The following is a 15,043-nucleotide window of genomic DNA, read 5'->3' as shown; positions in this document are numbered from 1 at the left end:
CAGTTATTGCTCCTCTACAGTCACAATCACATCACCGAGGCCACGACGGCGTTTCCCCCCGACGGAATTAATCAGCGGAAGCACACTAGAAAGCCAATGTGCAAACTGCTGCTGTATTTCTGCAGAGGTGGTATTGAGCTCGAGATGGGCATGCAGAGCTAACGGTACGACGGTTTCCATTGCTCGTAATGACCCCTCTTTAGCCGCACCCGTGTGGCTATCAATTGCGGTGGCGTGGCGCACTAAATAAAGGTGCTCTTTATCTTTTGGATTTGCGTTGAAATAGGAGATTTCGGTGGGGCTTAATGTGGCACTGCTGATGCGCAGCGCCCCTTGGGCTTGTGCGTGTGTACCTTCGCAACCAAACAGTTGCGTTAAGGTGTGAGTATCGGCACCTTCAAGCCATTGCAGCTCAGAGGCTTCACGAAAGGCTTGGCGCAATAGCCCTTTGATACTTTTTCCACTGAGTACCGGCAGGGCGTGCTGGTCTTTTAAGACCAAACTATCGGCATAAGCACCCCCTTCACGGCCGGTACCCACATGCCATTCACTGCGCAGATCAAATTTGAGGCAAAAATGCAGCGAACTCATTGGCAACCCTCCTGCTCTGGCATGAAGTGTTCATAAACCAGTAAATCGACAATCCAGCTGTGATATCGGGTTTCACCCATATCATCGGTTTGAGACCAGAACCAGTTTGGCTCTGCGTGCTGCGCTGCAGGCATCAATGACACCAAGTGTTTATCCCACTCGATGCGCTGAGTCGGCGTGAGTTGGCTCAGGGCGCGATCATAGATCCGCATGGCTTCATCACTGTTATCGCGACTTAGCTCTGTGGCCATTTGCCGGAATTTGTTGATAGACAACGGCAACGGCGCGTTACTCTTCACTTTTTGGCTCAAGAACTGACGCATACGCTCAAGTTCAATTAATGATGGCCCCGCTAAACTGGAGTTAAATTGATCTTCGTTGTCAGTGATCAGATAACCTGGCAGCGCACCTTGTAGCGGCTTACCTTTCCAGAGCCATTGCTGAGATTGCCCACGCAATACGCGAATATCTTCTGCCAGTGCTTTACTGATGCGATAAAAACTCAACGAAGCCGGTAGTACAGTAGGGGTTGCTTTGGTCACGGTTTTAGCTTCACTGCATAGCCCTTCAACCAAGTGATGGCACAGCATGAAAGGGTGATTGGCTTTGTGGTACAAAATGCCGCCACTGGCGGTCAAGTAAGGCAGCAAATCAGCGCTGCCTTTAAGGTAGCGAGTATGTAGACCTTTGAGTTGTTCTGCAGAGTACTTACGGAAAGCGCGGCAAAAACGCGTGGCATAACCTAAGGCTAAATCCGCGCGGCACAGCAGCGTAATATCATCGCCCCCTAGCACCAATGGGCGCATAGCGAGGTATGTGACAGATGCTTTTTTTAGCTGTGTTTGATAGAGCCATAGCGTGGCTTCTGCCGCGGCAAGCTCTGTGGCCTTAGCTAATGCATCTGAAAATTGGCGAAATGCCGTAGAAAATACATCATCTGGCTGATTTTCAAGGGCCTTGCGCAGAGCTCTTAACTGTTTACCAAGGCCGTTACCATCAATATGAATCAGGGCCAGATCGCGCAAATCGGCATCCTCGGTTTGTTCGGTGTGCGCATTGTAAAAAGCGCTGGTATCCAGAGGAAATTGCAGATCGGCGGGGAGATCGATATTGGTACTGAATTTTTGCAGTAACAGTGAGTCACGTAATCTTAGAAAGCGATAGCACTGCCGATGCAATTCAGTATCGAGATCAATGTGCTGTTCACTTTCATTAGCCTGTGGCGCAATTTCGCGCCGTGCCGCAGTCGAAAGAGGCACTGCCGCTAATCCGGTACGTGGTGAGGCAACGCAAGGCGCAGTACTGAGCGGATAGTGAGGGCGCGGTAAATTACGTGCCGCTGCCAGTGCCACATGCCCTAGTTGTAAGGCGTTCTGTAAAGAAGCGTCTTCACACAACGCATCACAAAACGTCAGGCCAGGAAACAGTTGTTGGACAGTCAGCGTCCAGAGGCTTCGCAGCTGTAACAGCGGGGCTTTACTGTGACACCACGCATAAAAGGCCCCCCCTTTACAGCGTACAAAATGGATTTGCTCATCGTGTTGTGTGCTAGGTGGGACCAGCAGATCTGACTCAAGGCCACACTGTTCGATAACGTGAGCCAGAACGGAGGTTGGGTGATTATCAATTAGACGATCCAACCGCTCGCTGGCTGAAATTACATCTTTTAACTTACCTGACCGGAACAGGTAGGACTGTATCGATTTGGCTTCGAAGAGATAAGTGAACATGAGGCATCCTATAGAGTTCCATTAAGCAGGGCCGAAACCTGAAGAGATTTGCAATATTCAAATGCGGCCATTTTTAATCTAACTAATTAATTTGTAAAGTTTTTGACCAACACATCCAGTCGGAGTTGATCAATCTGAGCGGAACATCACGAAATTGGAAAGTGAATCAGTTCTTGGCCCATTTAATGGCATCGTGTTTCCAATCCTACGATCATGTCTGTCAATCAATCTTCTGACTAATTGGTCACTCATAATGGTTGTCGAGTGATTGCTAAAGTCCTTTCATCTAATGCAACGAGGTGAGAGATGGATACACAGGGCTGGCTCAATCAGATACTGGGGGCACTGGATAGGCCGATATCGGGCAAGCAGCAGGCTCGGGTGGCATTACCCACCAGGGTGGCGAACCGTGAACAAGGGTTGCACCGGCAGGTATTCGATGCCACCGGCAGAGCGGTTGCGCTGGGTCCGCTGCTGGCCAGTGGCGGGGAGGGAAGTGTCTATCCGCTGGCAGGCAGGCCCGATGTGCTGGTGAAGCTCTACCATCCGGCCCGGTTGGCACAATCTGGGGGCAGGTTGCAGGCGAAAATAGAGGCGGCGATCATCTTGCGCCAGCGCATTCCCGAGCTGAGCCAGTTACCGCTCGCCTGGCCCCAGTTAGCGGTGTTTGATAGCCAGGGGAACTGGCTGGGGTATGCCATGCGACGGGCGCAGGGGCGGCCCATCCGTGGTTTTCGCAATCCGGCACTGGTGCGGCGCGACTTTCCCGGTCTGGGGCGTGCCCTGCTGGCCACTGCGTTGTGCGATCTGATAGAGACAGTCAGGGTGCTGCATCGTCATCAGATCTGTTTGGGGGATATCAATCTGGACAACTTTTTGCTTGATATGGCCAATGGTCGCTTCTGGCTGATCGATTGTGACAGTTTTCAACTGACGCTGGATAACACCCGTTACCCCTGTCCGGTGGGGGAGGAGAGCATGATCCCCCCGGAACATCAGGGTCAGGATCTCGCCTCGGTGCGGCGTACACCAGAGAGCGACACTTTCTCGCTCACCGTGCTGGTGTTTATGGTGCTGATGAGTGGGCGTCATCCCTTCGAACATGTGGGGGGGAGTCGGGTGGCCGACAATATCCGTCAGGGCCACTTCCCCTATGGCCAGTCGATCCGGCCCGGCAGTCAGGGGGCGGTGCCGCTGGGTCCCTGGTATAACTGGTGGAGCCATCTCTCTTACCAGCTCAAAACCATCTTTATGCAGACCTTCGGTGTTGGTGTGACCCAACCCGCCGGGCGGGTGCCCCTGAGCGAGCTGGCGACCCGGTTGCGACAGTATGGCTGGAGTATCCATCAGGGCCATCTCAGCGATGAACTGTGGCCGGCGCAGGCCAAGGTGGCCAGCCCGCCCCACGCTAAATAGCTGTTCCGAATAGTAGATCACTGCGCTCGTACAGCTTCTACAAGTGACATGGAGCACGCATCGTGCGCTAAGCCTTGTCACTTCAGGCTTTCTCGCCAGATTGCACAAATGCCTTACGCCACAAGGCTTCCGGCAAGATGTAGCACTATTAGGATCAGTTATTTAGATAGCCGCTGAATAGCAAAACGCCCCACCCGGTGATCACCGGGTGGGGCGTTTTGCTTTTGCCAATCAGCCAATCCCTTTAGTCAGGGCGTAGTCCAGTAGGACTCAAACACTATCTTTTACTTGCAAGTAAATAAGGGTCTTAATCCCTTTAGTCAGGGCGTAGTCCAGTAGGACCAGTACTACGGGTTCATCAACGGCCGCTATGTTGGGTCTTAATCCCTTTAGTCAGGGCGTAGTCCAGTAGGACCTTAACGTGCCGTGCGATGCAAAGAAGTATCAAGTCTTAATCCCTTTAGTCAGGGCGTAGTCCAGTAGGACGCGAATCCCGTCGCCACAACTCCCGTACCCGTTCCGTCTTAATCCCTTTAGTCAGGGCGTAGTCCAGTAGGACATGATGCTGACCTACACCGAGCAGACCTCTGGTGTCTTAATCCCTTTAGTCAGGGCGTAGTCCAGTAGGACGGTCTGCGAAGGCGGTGAATACAAAACCGTTTACGTCTTAATCCCTTTAGTCAGGGCGTAGTCCAGTAGGACGCAATCCCTACCTGTCGTCCGGCAAGGAGGATAAGTCTTAATCCCTTTAGTCAGGGCGTAGTCCAGTAGGACTTCATCGGTCAGTGGAACATCACCGAGGATACTCGTCTTAATCCCTTTAGTCAGGGCGTAGTCCAGTAGGACCAACAACGAAATCGCAATGCGTACTGCTGGCTATGGTCTTAATCCCTTTAGTCAGGGCGTAGTCCAGTAGGACTCACATTCCGGTATGCCACTCAAATGGCAAACAACGTCTTAATCCCTTTAGTCAGGGCGTAGTCCAGTAGGACTGAAGCATTTTATAACTCATTGTTTTTATTGATGCAACTTATCCACTGCAGTGAATAGGTCTGGGGATAAAAAAACGCCATTTAAGCATATTTCAGACCAGGATTATGATATGCGTTATTAACGTATTAATTTAATAGGATATTTAAATTCACCTATTTTTTAAAGTAGGGGAATATTATCCAAGAATGTTTTGCATTGACAGCTTCGCATTGCATGTGTTAGGTAGCTCATTTTCTTACCAGTTGGTGTCAATCCGTTTCCCTTTGAACGCTGTCATTATCTCTTCCGTCAGCCAATCCGGCTTTGTCACAGGAGAGAAGATGATGGAACTTGCCCATCTCGAGCAGAGTCTGCTCACCAACCCCGCCCCGCGTTGCCCCTGTATGTTGCTGCTCGACACCTCCGGGTCGATGCAGGGACGCCCTATTGCCGAGCTGGGGGATGGGGTCGGGCAATTTATCGCCGAGCTGCAGGGCGATGAGGTGGCCGCCAGTTCGGTGGAGCTGGGGATTATCAGCTTTGGGGGCCAGGTACAGGAGCTTCAGCCATTGGCCTCGGTCGCCGAATTCGATTCTCGCCCGGCCCTGGTGGCTGATGGAGTGACGCCACTGGGAGAGGCGATTGCCCTCGGCATCGAACGATTGGCGCAGCGCAAGCAGGCTTATCAACAGGCAGGGGTGAGCTATTACCAGCCGTGGATGGTGATCATGAGTGACGGGGTGCCCACTGACAGTGGTTGGCCGGTACGGGCGGCTGAGCTCAGGGCGCTGGCCCAGGCGAAGAAGATGGTGGTGCTCTGTGTGGCCATCGGTGCCGAGGCGGATATCGGTGAGCTGTCGCGTTGCGCCCTGTTGCCACCCAAGCGTTTGGCCGGATTGCGCTTTACCGAGTTTTTTATGTGGCTCTCCCAAAGCATGCAGCGGGTGAGCGCATCTATCCCCGGTGACAAGGTGCAACTGCCTGCCACCTCAGGTTGGGACAGTATCGATGTGTAACAGGAGACCGGTAGAGCATGCGTTGCATGGGGCGCAAGCCCCCCATTTGGCCATTGAGGAGCCTGTTATGACGGTGGCGTCTTATTATCATCCCCTGTTGGCCCAACTGCCTCGTTATCTTGAGCAGTTGTCAACAGCGCCGCTGGGACTGTCGGATTGGCATGGGGTGGCTAGCCAGGCGGTGGGTTACCGCCATCTGCAGCATGGTTTGCCCTGTCAGGATCATGGGGTCATCCACTGTCAGGGACGGCCGTTGCTGGTGCTGTGCGACGGGGCAGGATCGGCCCTGTGCGCCGAGTTGGGGGCCCGTACGTTAAGCGAGGGGTTACGGCGGCTGCTGATCTCGCTGGAACCTTGTTTGGCCAAGTGGCTTGATGAGGAAGAACAGAGCGCTGAGCTGGCGCAACTGGCCATGTTGTTGGTACGGCATGCCAAGGGGATCAATGCCGATCTGGCCGCAGCCGGTCGGCGCGGTGGCGATGATTTTCGTGCCACCTTGCTGTTAGCAGTAGCAGGCAAGCACTCCCTGTTCTGGCTGCAAGTTGGCGATGGCCTGTTGGCGTTACGGGAGCGGGGTTACGCTGAATCGTCCTGGCGTCAGCTGGGCCAGGCGAACAAGGGGGAGTTTGCCAACCAGACTGCGTTCATCGATCCGCAGTTGAGTATGGCTCAGGTCAGTTGGGGTGCTGAGCCCGCAGGCAGGGTGGAGGCGGTGGTCGCGATGAGTGACGGGGCTGCCGAGCGACTCTATAGCAACGCACAGAGTCGGTTTGCCCCCATGCTCGATCAGTGGGTTGAGCAGAAGGTGACCGTACGCGAGCTCTATGAGTGCTTGAGCCAGGGTGAGTTATGGCGACGCACTACCGGCGATGACAAGTCCGTGGCCTTGCTGGTTGGCCCGGGTGTTAAGACCGTCTGATAGATCCGCCTGCATTTGCTGCGATGGGGAAGAGACAAGCGCTGTTTTTCCCTGGTGGCGAGACGCGCTTTATCGCCGAGCTCTGTTGCAGTTTCCAGGCATCTTGATGAGCCAACCTTGCTTCATTATCAATCATCACTGGAGTGTCATGACATTGACGCCGGGATTGGATCAGCTGGCCATGCCACTGATCAGGGGGATCTATTGCCTACTGTCAGCCGAGCGAGCTAGGGAGCTGACCGCTCTGCTTGCCAGAGGCGCGTGTCACCAAGAGGGTGAGACTTCACCGCTGGCGGTGGTGACGACATTGGCTATCCATGTCGAGCAACATCGGCTGGAGCGCACGTTACAGCCCATCTACTGGGGACGTGAGCAACTGATGGCGGGTGCTGCCGATTTGCTGGGGGAGGATGCCAGCTTTGAAGATCAGGATGCGTTGCGCTTGTTGGCACTACTGCTCGACAAATTGCTGCGAGGAGGGCGCGGCAGCCGTCAGGCCAAGCTGGATGGACTCACACCAAGCGTGATGGAGCAGCGGGCGCTGGCGGCCAGATCCCCGAATACTGGTTCGGTGGTGCGTGGTAGCTGGCGGCGCAAGTCTCGCAATCAGCTGGGCCATGCCAGCTGGCTGGATGTAGTGGAGGCAGCCCTCTGGTGCTTCTGGCATGGTGACGATTTGGCAAGCGGCGAAGTGCTACTCGGTGTGCTGCTGGGCAGGGATGAGCGAGTGCGGCTTGTTTATGGTCTGCTGGTGGGGGCTTTCTACATGGGGGAGCCTTTCAGGCTCGAGTGAGGTTGTTTGAATTTTTCAGCAACTGATTTAAATATAACAGGAAAATGAACTTCTGCAGTTTATGCCCACGAACTTCTGCATGTGGTGTTTCAAATATGAAACAGCTGGACGGGTCTGGCTTGGCTCTATTACGGCAAAAACGTACGGCAAAAACGGATGAAATCCTGTCGGTTAAGTTGCTCAGTCGAAGAGTGTTACTATCTGTAGCAATGCCCCTCAAATTTCACCACGTCCCAGTTGTGTACCACTCTCATCAGCGTTAGAGCCATAAACCTTTATAAATCAGGTCATTAAAAAAGACATATTGCAAAACGTGGAAGTAGAAGGTTGGCTCGTTGCCCGCGTGTGCTGTTTTGCTCATGTTGCTCGAGATGAGGTATCCGATGACGGCGCCTGGCGCCAGGGTGGGCGGTGCCAGGCACCACAATTGCCTGCATGGTAAACCATAGCGCAGACAGAACGAAGGGCGAGCCGTGCAGGTGGCGGTTTATTGGGCAGTTGATCCCGACATCTTGTGCATTTCTGCTCTGTTAACCGAGTCTATAAGACCAGTCTATCTCTCAGGATGTGATGATTTTTTAATGACATCAGTAGTGATCGGTAAAGAGGGCCCCTTCATTGGCGATCCTGTCCAGGTTCGGGGTCTGGCAGCCCACCATCCCCGGTTGTAGGCACTGATGTTTCAGTAGCCGATGTCATCGCTCATGATGGCAAGATATTGGGCTTGGCGGCTGCTGTGGTACTACCAGCGGTGGCCATTATTGGCTCCACATCCTAATCTGATGTGAATTGGTACACAAAATATGCGATGAAAGCCGCGTGCGTTTAACACATTGGAAATATCATCCCGTACAGGCTGTTGGAGGGAATGGAATACCCAGATGGGCACATTTCCCTTTATCGCTGTCGTTATGATCTATAAAGAGTGATATGACCTGAATAGCCCCATTTAACCGCAGCTTGGAAATCAGCTTTAAACCATTTCACTCTATAAATCCCGTTTATCCTTGTCGCCTAACAGCGAATATAACCGCTGGTTATCCGATATTTTTTCTCTAGCCCTTCAGTCGCCGGCTATCGGGTGGGCTGGAGGGCGCATGGAAGGCTGTATCGAGAAGGCATGAGGTATCTACCGCTATCGATGGCGATAAGGCGAATAAATGGGTGGTGGAGTTCACAGTTCGGCTAATCAATTTAGGAGATGAGGGCTGCTATGTCCGTAGTGGTGTGTCTTTATTCAAATATCTTACTGGCAAGCCGAGCACTCTTTAATTCTGATTAAGTCATAATTAAGTAAAGTGGAGGTGTTGATTTTTTCGCTCAGAGATGAGTTTTAAAACTGCTCACAATCTCATCGCGATATTTAAAAGAGTGTGCTCGCATATTTTTGAAAGGATAAAAATGACTTGAATGGGAGTGGCCAAATAAATCCAGCTGTGACCTTTGTCTTTGCAAGGTGTCAGGGTCATAAATGCCTATAAAAACAAGGTAAAAGGCTGTGCTATTGACTAGATTGATAGAAGGCAAGGCATAAAACAGCATCAGTTTGATACGACAACATCGCGTGGGACAGAGATCATGAATAGAGTGCAGGGAGCCAGATTGTTCTCGTTACCGGTAGATCTCAGACAGGTGGTGTATGCCTTGTCTGCGTCACTGGACTTGGTGGGCATTGGCGATGTGGCCCACGGTAAACGGGTCGGGATCATGGCCGCCGAGTGCAGCCGGTTTTTGGGGATGAGTGAAGCGGAGCGTCGTCTGCTGTTTGAGCTGGGAGTGCTGCACGATATAGGTGTATCCTCGACCATTACACACCACCATCTGGTCAGTGAGTTCGATTGGGAGTCCTCCCAGCGTCATTGCGAGGTGGGTTATCAGTTGCTCAAAGATTTTCGTTTGTTGGCCCCGCTGGCACTGCCTATCCGTTATCACCATACCCATTGGTATCTGTTGCGTGACATGGTGGCAGTTGACCGCAAGGTTGCCCGGCAGGCCAATCTTATCTTTCTAGTTGATCGCTGCGATGCACTGGCCGCTCCTTATTACGCTGACGGTTCGCTGTTGATGCACACCGCCGAGATCCGGGAGAGGCTGGCAGCGTGTAGTGGCGAATTTTTTGCCCCAGAATTGGTGGATGCTTTCCTCAAAGCGTCTCGTTCGGAGGCATTCTGGCTGCAGTTGGAAGCGCGTGCAATCAACGATTACATGCTGGATATGCTGCAAAAGCGAGAACCCTGTATCACAAACAATGGTGAGCTGAAGGTGCTGGCGAGGATCTTCTCCGGCATCGTCGATGCCAAAAGTCCATTCACGATGACCCATTCACTTGGTGTTAGCAGGTTGTCTCGGGCATTGGCAGAGCAGATGGGGGTCAGTGCCATGCATTGCGACATGCTGGAAATTGCCGGGCTGCTGCACGATCTGGGTAAGCTGAGGGTTCCGGACGAAATCCTCGACAAGCCAGCCAGCCTGACGCAGGAGGAGCGGGCCATCATCAATACCCACAGCTTCGAGACTTACCAGATCTTGCGTCATATCGAAGGGTTTGAACAGATTGCCTGTTGGGCGGCCTATCACCATGAGGAGCCTGATGGGGAGGGCTATCCGTTCCACCTGCCGGCATCCGCCATGGCGCTCGAAGCGCGGATCCTGCGGGTCGCTGATATTTTTCAGGCGATGGTGCAGGACAGACCTTATCGGCGCGGCCTGCCTGCCCGTGACGCATTGACCTTTATGCAGCAACTGGCGGATCAGGGGCGGGTCGATCCCGCTGTGGTGGCGGTGCTGGCCGATCACCTGCCGCAGATGATGATGGCAGCCATTCCGGATCGCGAGCCGGATCATGCCATCAATTGAGGGAGAGGCTGGCCGCTGACTCATACTGCCGCGAGCCAGCTATGCTTGGAACAAGCCGAGCATGGTGCCGGTACCGGCGCACAAGACGCCAGCTTGATGGACTACCGTAGGGGAGCAGATATGGAATCGCTAAAAGCCAAGGATTATATGCAGAGCAGACCCATCACCTTCACTGCCGACATGATGGTGCAAGCTGCGGTCGAGAAATTTCTGAACAGTCATCAGCTCGGTGGCCCGGTGGTGGATGGTCAGGGCCATCTGATTGGCTGGATCTCCGAGCAGGATTGCATCGCAGTGCTGCTTAAGGAGGCCTATCACTGCGAACAGGTGGCGCAGGTCAAGGATGTGATGCGCAAGGAGGTGTTGTCGGTGGGACCCGATACCAGCATTTTGAGCCTGGCGGAGATGATGATGGGGCAAAAGCCGAAGATCTATCCGGTGGTGGAGGAAGGGCGTCTGCTCGGTGTCATCAATCGCCACAACGTCATGCAGGCCATTCACGCCCAGCTCACTACCTGTTTTGTCCATCACACACACGGTTAACCCTGTTTTTCTCTCTCCCAAGGCAAGCTTCGGCTTGCCTTGGCTATTTCATATGCTGCCATTTATCTATGTTATGCCATCTTACAATGGTTGTTTTGTCATGTTTGAGGAGCGGCCAATCTCTCTGTCTTCCCATATATAACGCTACGTTAAGGCTTGCACCGCCCCCGCTCGCTCTTTAGGATCGCTCCCAGCTTATCGATATGGCCCCTCTGGGCACCTATTTAAGGAATTTGTACCTTGTCTCTCTCTATCGAGGCGCTGCGCCGCCGTCTCTCTGCCTGCATGAATCTCGACGCCCGCCGCCTTTCCAGCCGTCTGCACGGGGTCAAGAAGCTGCCTGAAGGCAAACAGGCCGCCGTGCTTGAGACCATCGCCGCTGATTTGGCCGCCGCCGAAGTGCGCTATCAAACCCGTCTGGCCGGAGTGCCCAAGGTCACTTATCCGGACAACCTGCCGGTCAGCCAGAAGCAGGCTGAAATCGCCAAGGCCATTCAAGAGCATCAAGTGGTGATCATTGCAGGGGAAACAGGCTCGGGCAAAACCACCCAGATCCCCAAGATCTGTCTGGCGCTCGGGCGCGGAGTGAAGGGCTTTATCGGCCACACCCAGCCACGCCGTTTGGCGGCCCGCACCGTCGCGGCCCGTATTGCCGAGGAGATGGAGTCCGAGCTTGGCCACTACGTGGGTTACAAGGTGCGCTTTACCGATCAGGTGAGCGAGCAGACCCACATCAAGCTGATGACCGACGGTATCCTGCTGGCGGAGATCCAGAATGACCGGATGCTGACCCAGTACGACACCATCATCATCGATGAGGCCCACGAGCGCAGCCTCAATATCGACTTCATCCTGGGCTATCTAAAGCAACTACTGCCCAAGCGCCCTGATCTCAAGGTGATCATCACCTCGGCCACCATCGACCCCCAGCGCTTCTCCCGCCATTTCAACAAGGCGCCGGTGATCGAGGTCTCCGGCCGCACCTATCCGGTGGAGGTGCGCTACCGCCCACTGTTTGTTGATAAAAAAAGCAGTGACAAGAGTGAGGGGCTGGAGGAGCGCGACGAACTGCAGGGGATCTTCGACGCGGTGGAAGAGCTGTCCCGCGAGGGGCTCGGGGACATCCTTATCTTCATGAACGGCGAGCGGGAGATCCGCGATACTGCCGATGCCCTGCGCAAACTCAACCTGCGCGATACCGAGGTGCTGCCGCTCTACGCCCGCCTCTCCAACGCCGAGCAGAACAAGGTGTTCCAGCAACATGCCGGACGGCGCATCGTGCTCGCCACCAACGTGGCGGAGACCTCGCTGACGGTGCCTGGCATTCGTTACGTCATCGATCCGGGCACCGCCCGCATCAGCCGCTACTCCTGGCGCACCAAGGTGCAGCGCCTGCCCATCGAGCCGGTCTCCCAGGCCAGTGCCAACCAGCGTAAAGGCCGCTGCGGCCGGGTGGCAGATGGTATCTGTATCCGTCTCTACTCGGAGGAGGATTTTAACAGCCGTCCCGCCTTTACCGACCCCGAGATCCTGCGTACCAACCTGGCATCGGTCATCCTGCAGATGCTGGCGCTCGGCCTTGGCAATATGGAGGCCTTCCCCTTCGTCGAGCCACCCGAGTCGCGCCATATCAAGGATGGCCTGACTCTCTTGAAAGAGCTGGAGGCGGTGCGCGAGCTGCCCGCCACCGGCGAGCGCGAAGCCAAGTTGCAGCTGACCGAGACCGGTCGCCAGCTCTCGCGCATCCCCCTTGATCCGCGTTTGGCGAAGATGGTGATCAGCGCGGCGCAGACCGGCTGCCTGAGCGAGGTGATGGTGATCACCGCGGCCCTCAGCATTCAGGATCCCCGCGAGCGGCCCATGGAGAAGAAGCAGGCTGCCGATGAGCAGCACAGACGCTTTGAGGACAAGGATTCCGACTTCCTCGCCTTCGTCAATCTGTGGAATTACCTGAAAGAGCAGCAGGATACCCTTGGCAGCAACCCGTTTCGCCGCATGTGCCAGAAGGAGTTTCTCTCCTACCTGCGGGTGCGTGAATGGCAGGACATTCACTTCCAGCTGCGTCAGACGGTCAAGGAGCTTGGTTTTAAAGCCAACCATGAACCGGCGGATTTCAAGACGGTGCACTGCGCCCTGCTGACCGGCCTCTTGAGCCATATCGGCAACAAGGATCTGGAAAAGCCCGAGTTCCTCGGTGCTCGCAATGGCCGTTTCCACCTCTTCCCGGCCTCGGGCCTGTTCAAGAAGCCACCCAAGTGGGTGATGGCCGCAGAATTGGTGGAAACCTCGCGCCTCTACGCTCGCATCAACGCCAAGATTGAGCCCGAGTGGGTGGAGCCGCTGGCGGGCCATCTCATCAAGCTGCACCACAGCGACCCCCACTGGTCGAAGAAAAACGGCGCCGTGATGGCCAAGGAGAAGGTGACCCTCTATGGCCTGACCCTGGTCAATGAGCGCACCATCAACTTCAGCCGCATTGATCCGGCGCTGTGCCGTGAGTTGTTTATCCGCCGCGCCCTGGTGGAGGGAGATTTCGAGACCCGCCACCGTTTCTTCAGCGATAACCGCAAGCTCCTGGCCGAGGTGGAGGTGCTGGAGCACAAATCCCGTCGGCGCGACATTCTGGTGGATGACGAGGACCTGTTCCGCTTCTACGATGCCCGTTTGCCGGAGGAGGTGATCTCTGCCCGTCACTTCGACAAGTGGTGGAAAGAGGCGCAAAAGCAGGATCCCGAGCTGCTCAACTTCGAAAAAGAGATGCTGATGAAGGGGGATGCGGCCCACATCAGCGATCTCGACTACCCCAACTTCTGGCAGCAGGGGCGCCTCAAGCTCAAGTTGACCTATCAGTTCGAGCCGGGGGAGGCGGCTGATGGTGTGACCCTGCATATTCCGCTGCCGCTCCTGAATCAGGTGGAGGTGAAGGGGTTCGAGTGGCTGATCCCTGGGTTGCGTCACGAGCTGTTGGTAGCCCTCATCAAGTCGATGCCAAAACCGATGCGCAAGAACTTCGTACCGGCCCCCAACTATGCCGATGCGCTGCTAGCCAGCATCAACCCCGAACAGGGGCCGCTACTGGACGAGATGGAGCGTCAGCTGCGCCGCATGACCGGCGTCACCGTACCTCGTGAATCCTGGGACTGGACTGCTGTGCCCGATCACCTGAAACTCACCTTCCGGGTGGTGGACGACAAACACAAGAAGGTGGCGGAAGGCAAAGATCTGGAAGCCTTGAAAGAGTCGCTGCGCGGCAAGGTGCAGGAGACCCTGTCACAAGTGGCGGACGATGACATCGAGCAGTCCGGCCTCACTCTGTGGAGCTTTGGTGAATTGCCTCAGGAGTACAGCCAGAAGCGCGGTGGCTTCGAGGTGAAAGCCTATCCGGCGTTGGTAGACGAGAAGGATTCGGTCGCCATCCAGCTGGTGGAGAGTCCGGTGGTGCAGCAGCAGCTGATGTGGGCGGGCCAGCGCCGGCTGGTGCTGCTCAACGTGCCATCTCCCATCAAGTATCTGCAGGAGAAGCTGCCCAACAAGGCCAAGCTCGGGCTCTATTTCAACCCCTTTGGTAAGGTGGCGGAGCTGATTGATGACTGTATCGCCTGTGGCTGCGACAAGCTGATCGAACAGCATGGCGGGCTGGCTTGGGACGAGGCCGGTTTCGAGGCGCTCAAGGAGTTTGTCCGCGCCGAGCTCAACGATGCGGTAGTGGAGGTGGCCAAGCAGGTGGAAGCCGTGCTGACGCTCTCCCATGAGATCAAGAAGCGGCTCAAGGGGAAGATGCAGCTCGACACCGCTTTTGCCATGTCGGATATCCAGCAGCAGCTCGGCAACCTTATCCACAAAGGCTTTGTCACCGAGACCGGCTGGCAGCGGTTGCCTGATTTGCTGCGCTATTTGCGGGCCATCGAACGGCGCCTCGAGAAGCTTGCCATCGATCCCAACCGGGATCGGGTCTACATGCTCAAGGTGCACAGCGTGGAGTCGGAGTACAAGGCGCTGCTGGCCAAGATCCCCAAATCCCAGCTTATTCCCACCGAGGTGGCCAATATTCGCTGGATGATCGAGGAGCTGCGGGTGTCGTTTTTTGCCCAGAATCTGGGGACCCCCTATCCGGTCTCCGATAAACGGGTGCTGAACGCCATTGCTCAGTGCTAAGCTGCTATCTGTCTGTTTTAACTGCGTGATATAGAGTGTGGGAAGGGGTTGC

9 protein-coding genes and 1 CRISPR repeat array are annotated in these 15,043 nt (G+C 55.1%); of the genes, 7 read left to right on the top strand and 2 right to left on the bottom strand.

Features of this window, described 5'->3' with window-relative positions:
* Positions 1 to 3: 3 nt before the first annotated feature.
* Together G5149_RS00825 and G5149_RS00820 are read right to left on the bottom strand one after the other, a co-directional pair.
* Positions 4 to 591: an RAMP superfamily CRISPR-associated protein gene (locus G5149_RS00825; RefSeq protein ID WP_088869015.1), complete on the bottom strand. Its 588-nt coding sequence runs from the start codon at positions 589 to 591 to the stop codon at positions 4 to 6.
* On the bottom strand, positions 588 to 2,321 hold the full coding sequence (locus G5149_RS00820) for a Cas10/Cmr2 second palm domain-containing protein (protein ID WP_421211144.1): 1,734 nt from the start codon (positions 2,319 to 2,321) through the stop codon (positions 588 to 590). The genes G5149_RS00825 and G5149_RS00820 overlap by 4 nt, the downstream gene beginning before the upstream one ends.
* Before the next feature lie 306 nt (positions 2,322 to 2,627).
* Here G5149_RS00820 and G5149_RS00815 point away from each other — a divergent pair, with 306 nt between their 5' ends.
* The 7 genes from G5149_RS00815 to hrpA all read left to right on the top strand — a co-directional run bounded on the left by G5149_RS00815 (position 2,628) and on the right by hrpA (position 14,991).
* Complete coding sequence (locus tag G5149_RS00815) at positions 2,628 to 3,737, top strand: hypothetical protein (protein ID WP_421211142.1); 1,110 nt, start codon at positions 2,628 to 2,630, stop codon at positions 3,735 to 3,737.
* A 232-nt stretch (positions 3,738 to 3,969) separates the two neighbouring features.
* A CRISPR array of direct repeats spans positions 3,970 to 4,729; the repeat unit is 38 nt; unit sequence GTCTTAATCCCTTTAGTCAGGGCGTAGTCCAGTAGGAC.
* A gap of 321 nt (positions 4,730 to 5,050) precedes the next feature.
* On the top strand, positions 5,051 to 5,725 hold the full coding sequence (locus G5149_RS00810) for a vWA domain-containing protein (protein WP_088869012.1): 675 nt from the start codon (positions 5,051 to 5,053) through the stop codon (positions 5,723 to 5,725).
* 67 nt (positions 5,726 to 5,792) lie between these two features.
* The gene (locus tag G5149_RS00805; protein ID WP_421211139.1) at positions 5,793 to 6,644 is read left to right on the top strand and encodes a PP2C family serine/threonine-protein phosphatase; all 852 of its coding nucleotides are present in this window, start codon (positions 5,793 to 5,795) and stop codon (positions 6,642 to 6,644) included.
* Between the two features lie 148 nt (positions 6,645 to 6,792).
* Positions 6,793 to 7,437 (top strand): ADP-ribosylglycohydrolase, encoded by a 645-nt coding sequence (locus tag G5149_RS00800; protein WP_421211137.1) that lies wholly within the window; start codon positions 6,793 to 6,795, stop codon positions 7,435 to 7,437.
* 1,578 nt (positions 7,438 to 9,015) lie between these two features.
* Complete coding sequence (locus tag G5149_RS00795; RefSeq protein WP_216978728.1) at positions 9,016 to 10,293, top strand: HD domain-containing phosphohydrolase; 1,278 nt, start codon at positions 9,016 to 9,018, stop codon at positions 10,291 to 10,293.
* 120 nt (positions 10,294 to 10,413) lie between these two features.
* Positions 10,414 to 10,836, top strand: a complete 423-nt coding sequence (locus G5149_RS00790; protein WP_005333273.1) for a CBS domain-containing protein — start codon at positions 10,414 to 10,416, stop codon at positions 10,834 to 10,836.
* Positions 10,837 to 11,076: 240 nt separating this feature from the next.
* On the top strand, positions 11,077 to 14,991 hold the full coding sequence (gene hrpA, locus G5149_RS00785; protein ID WP_337072193.1) for an ATP-dependent RNA helicase HrpA: 3,915 nt from the start codon (positions 11,077 to 11,079) through the stop codon (positions 14,989 to 14,991).
* Positions 14,992 to 15,043 lie beyond the last annotated feature (52 nt).

It is taken from the genome of Aeromonas sp. 600479 (genome assembly GCF_049175515.1).
Taxonomy (GTDB): domain Bacteria; phylum Pseudomonadota; class Gammaproteobacteria; order Enterobacterales; family Aeromonadaceae; genus Aeromonas; species Aeromonas veronii_A.
This window is presented reverse-complemented; position numbering and strand designations above follow the sequence as displayed.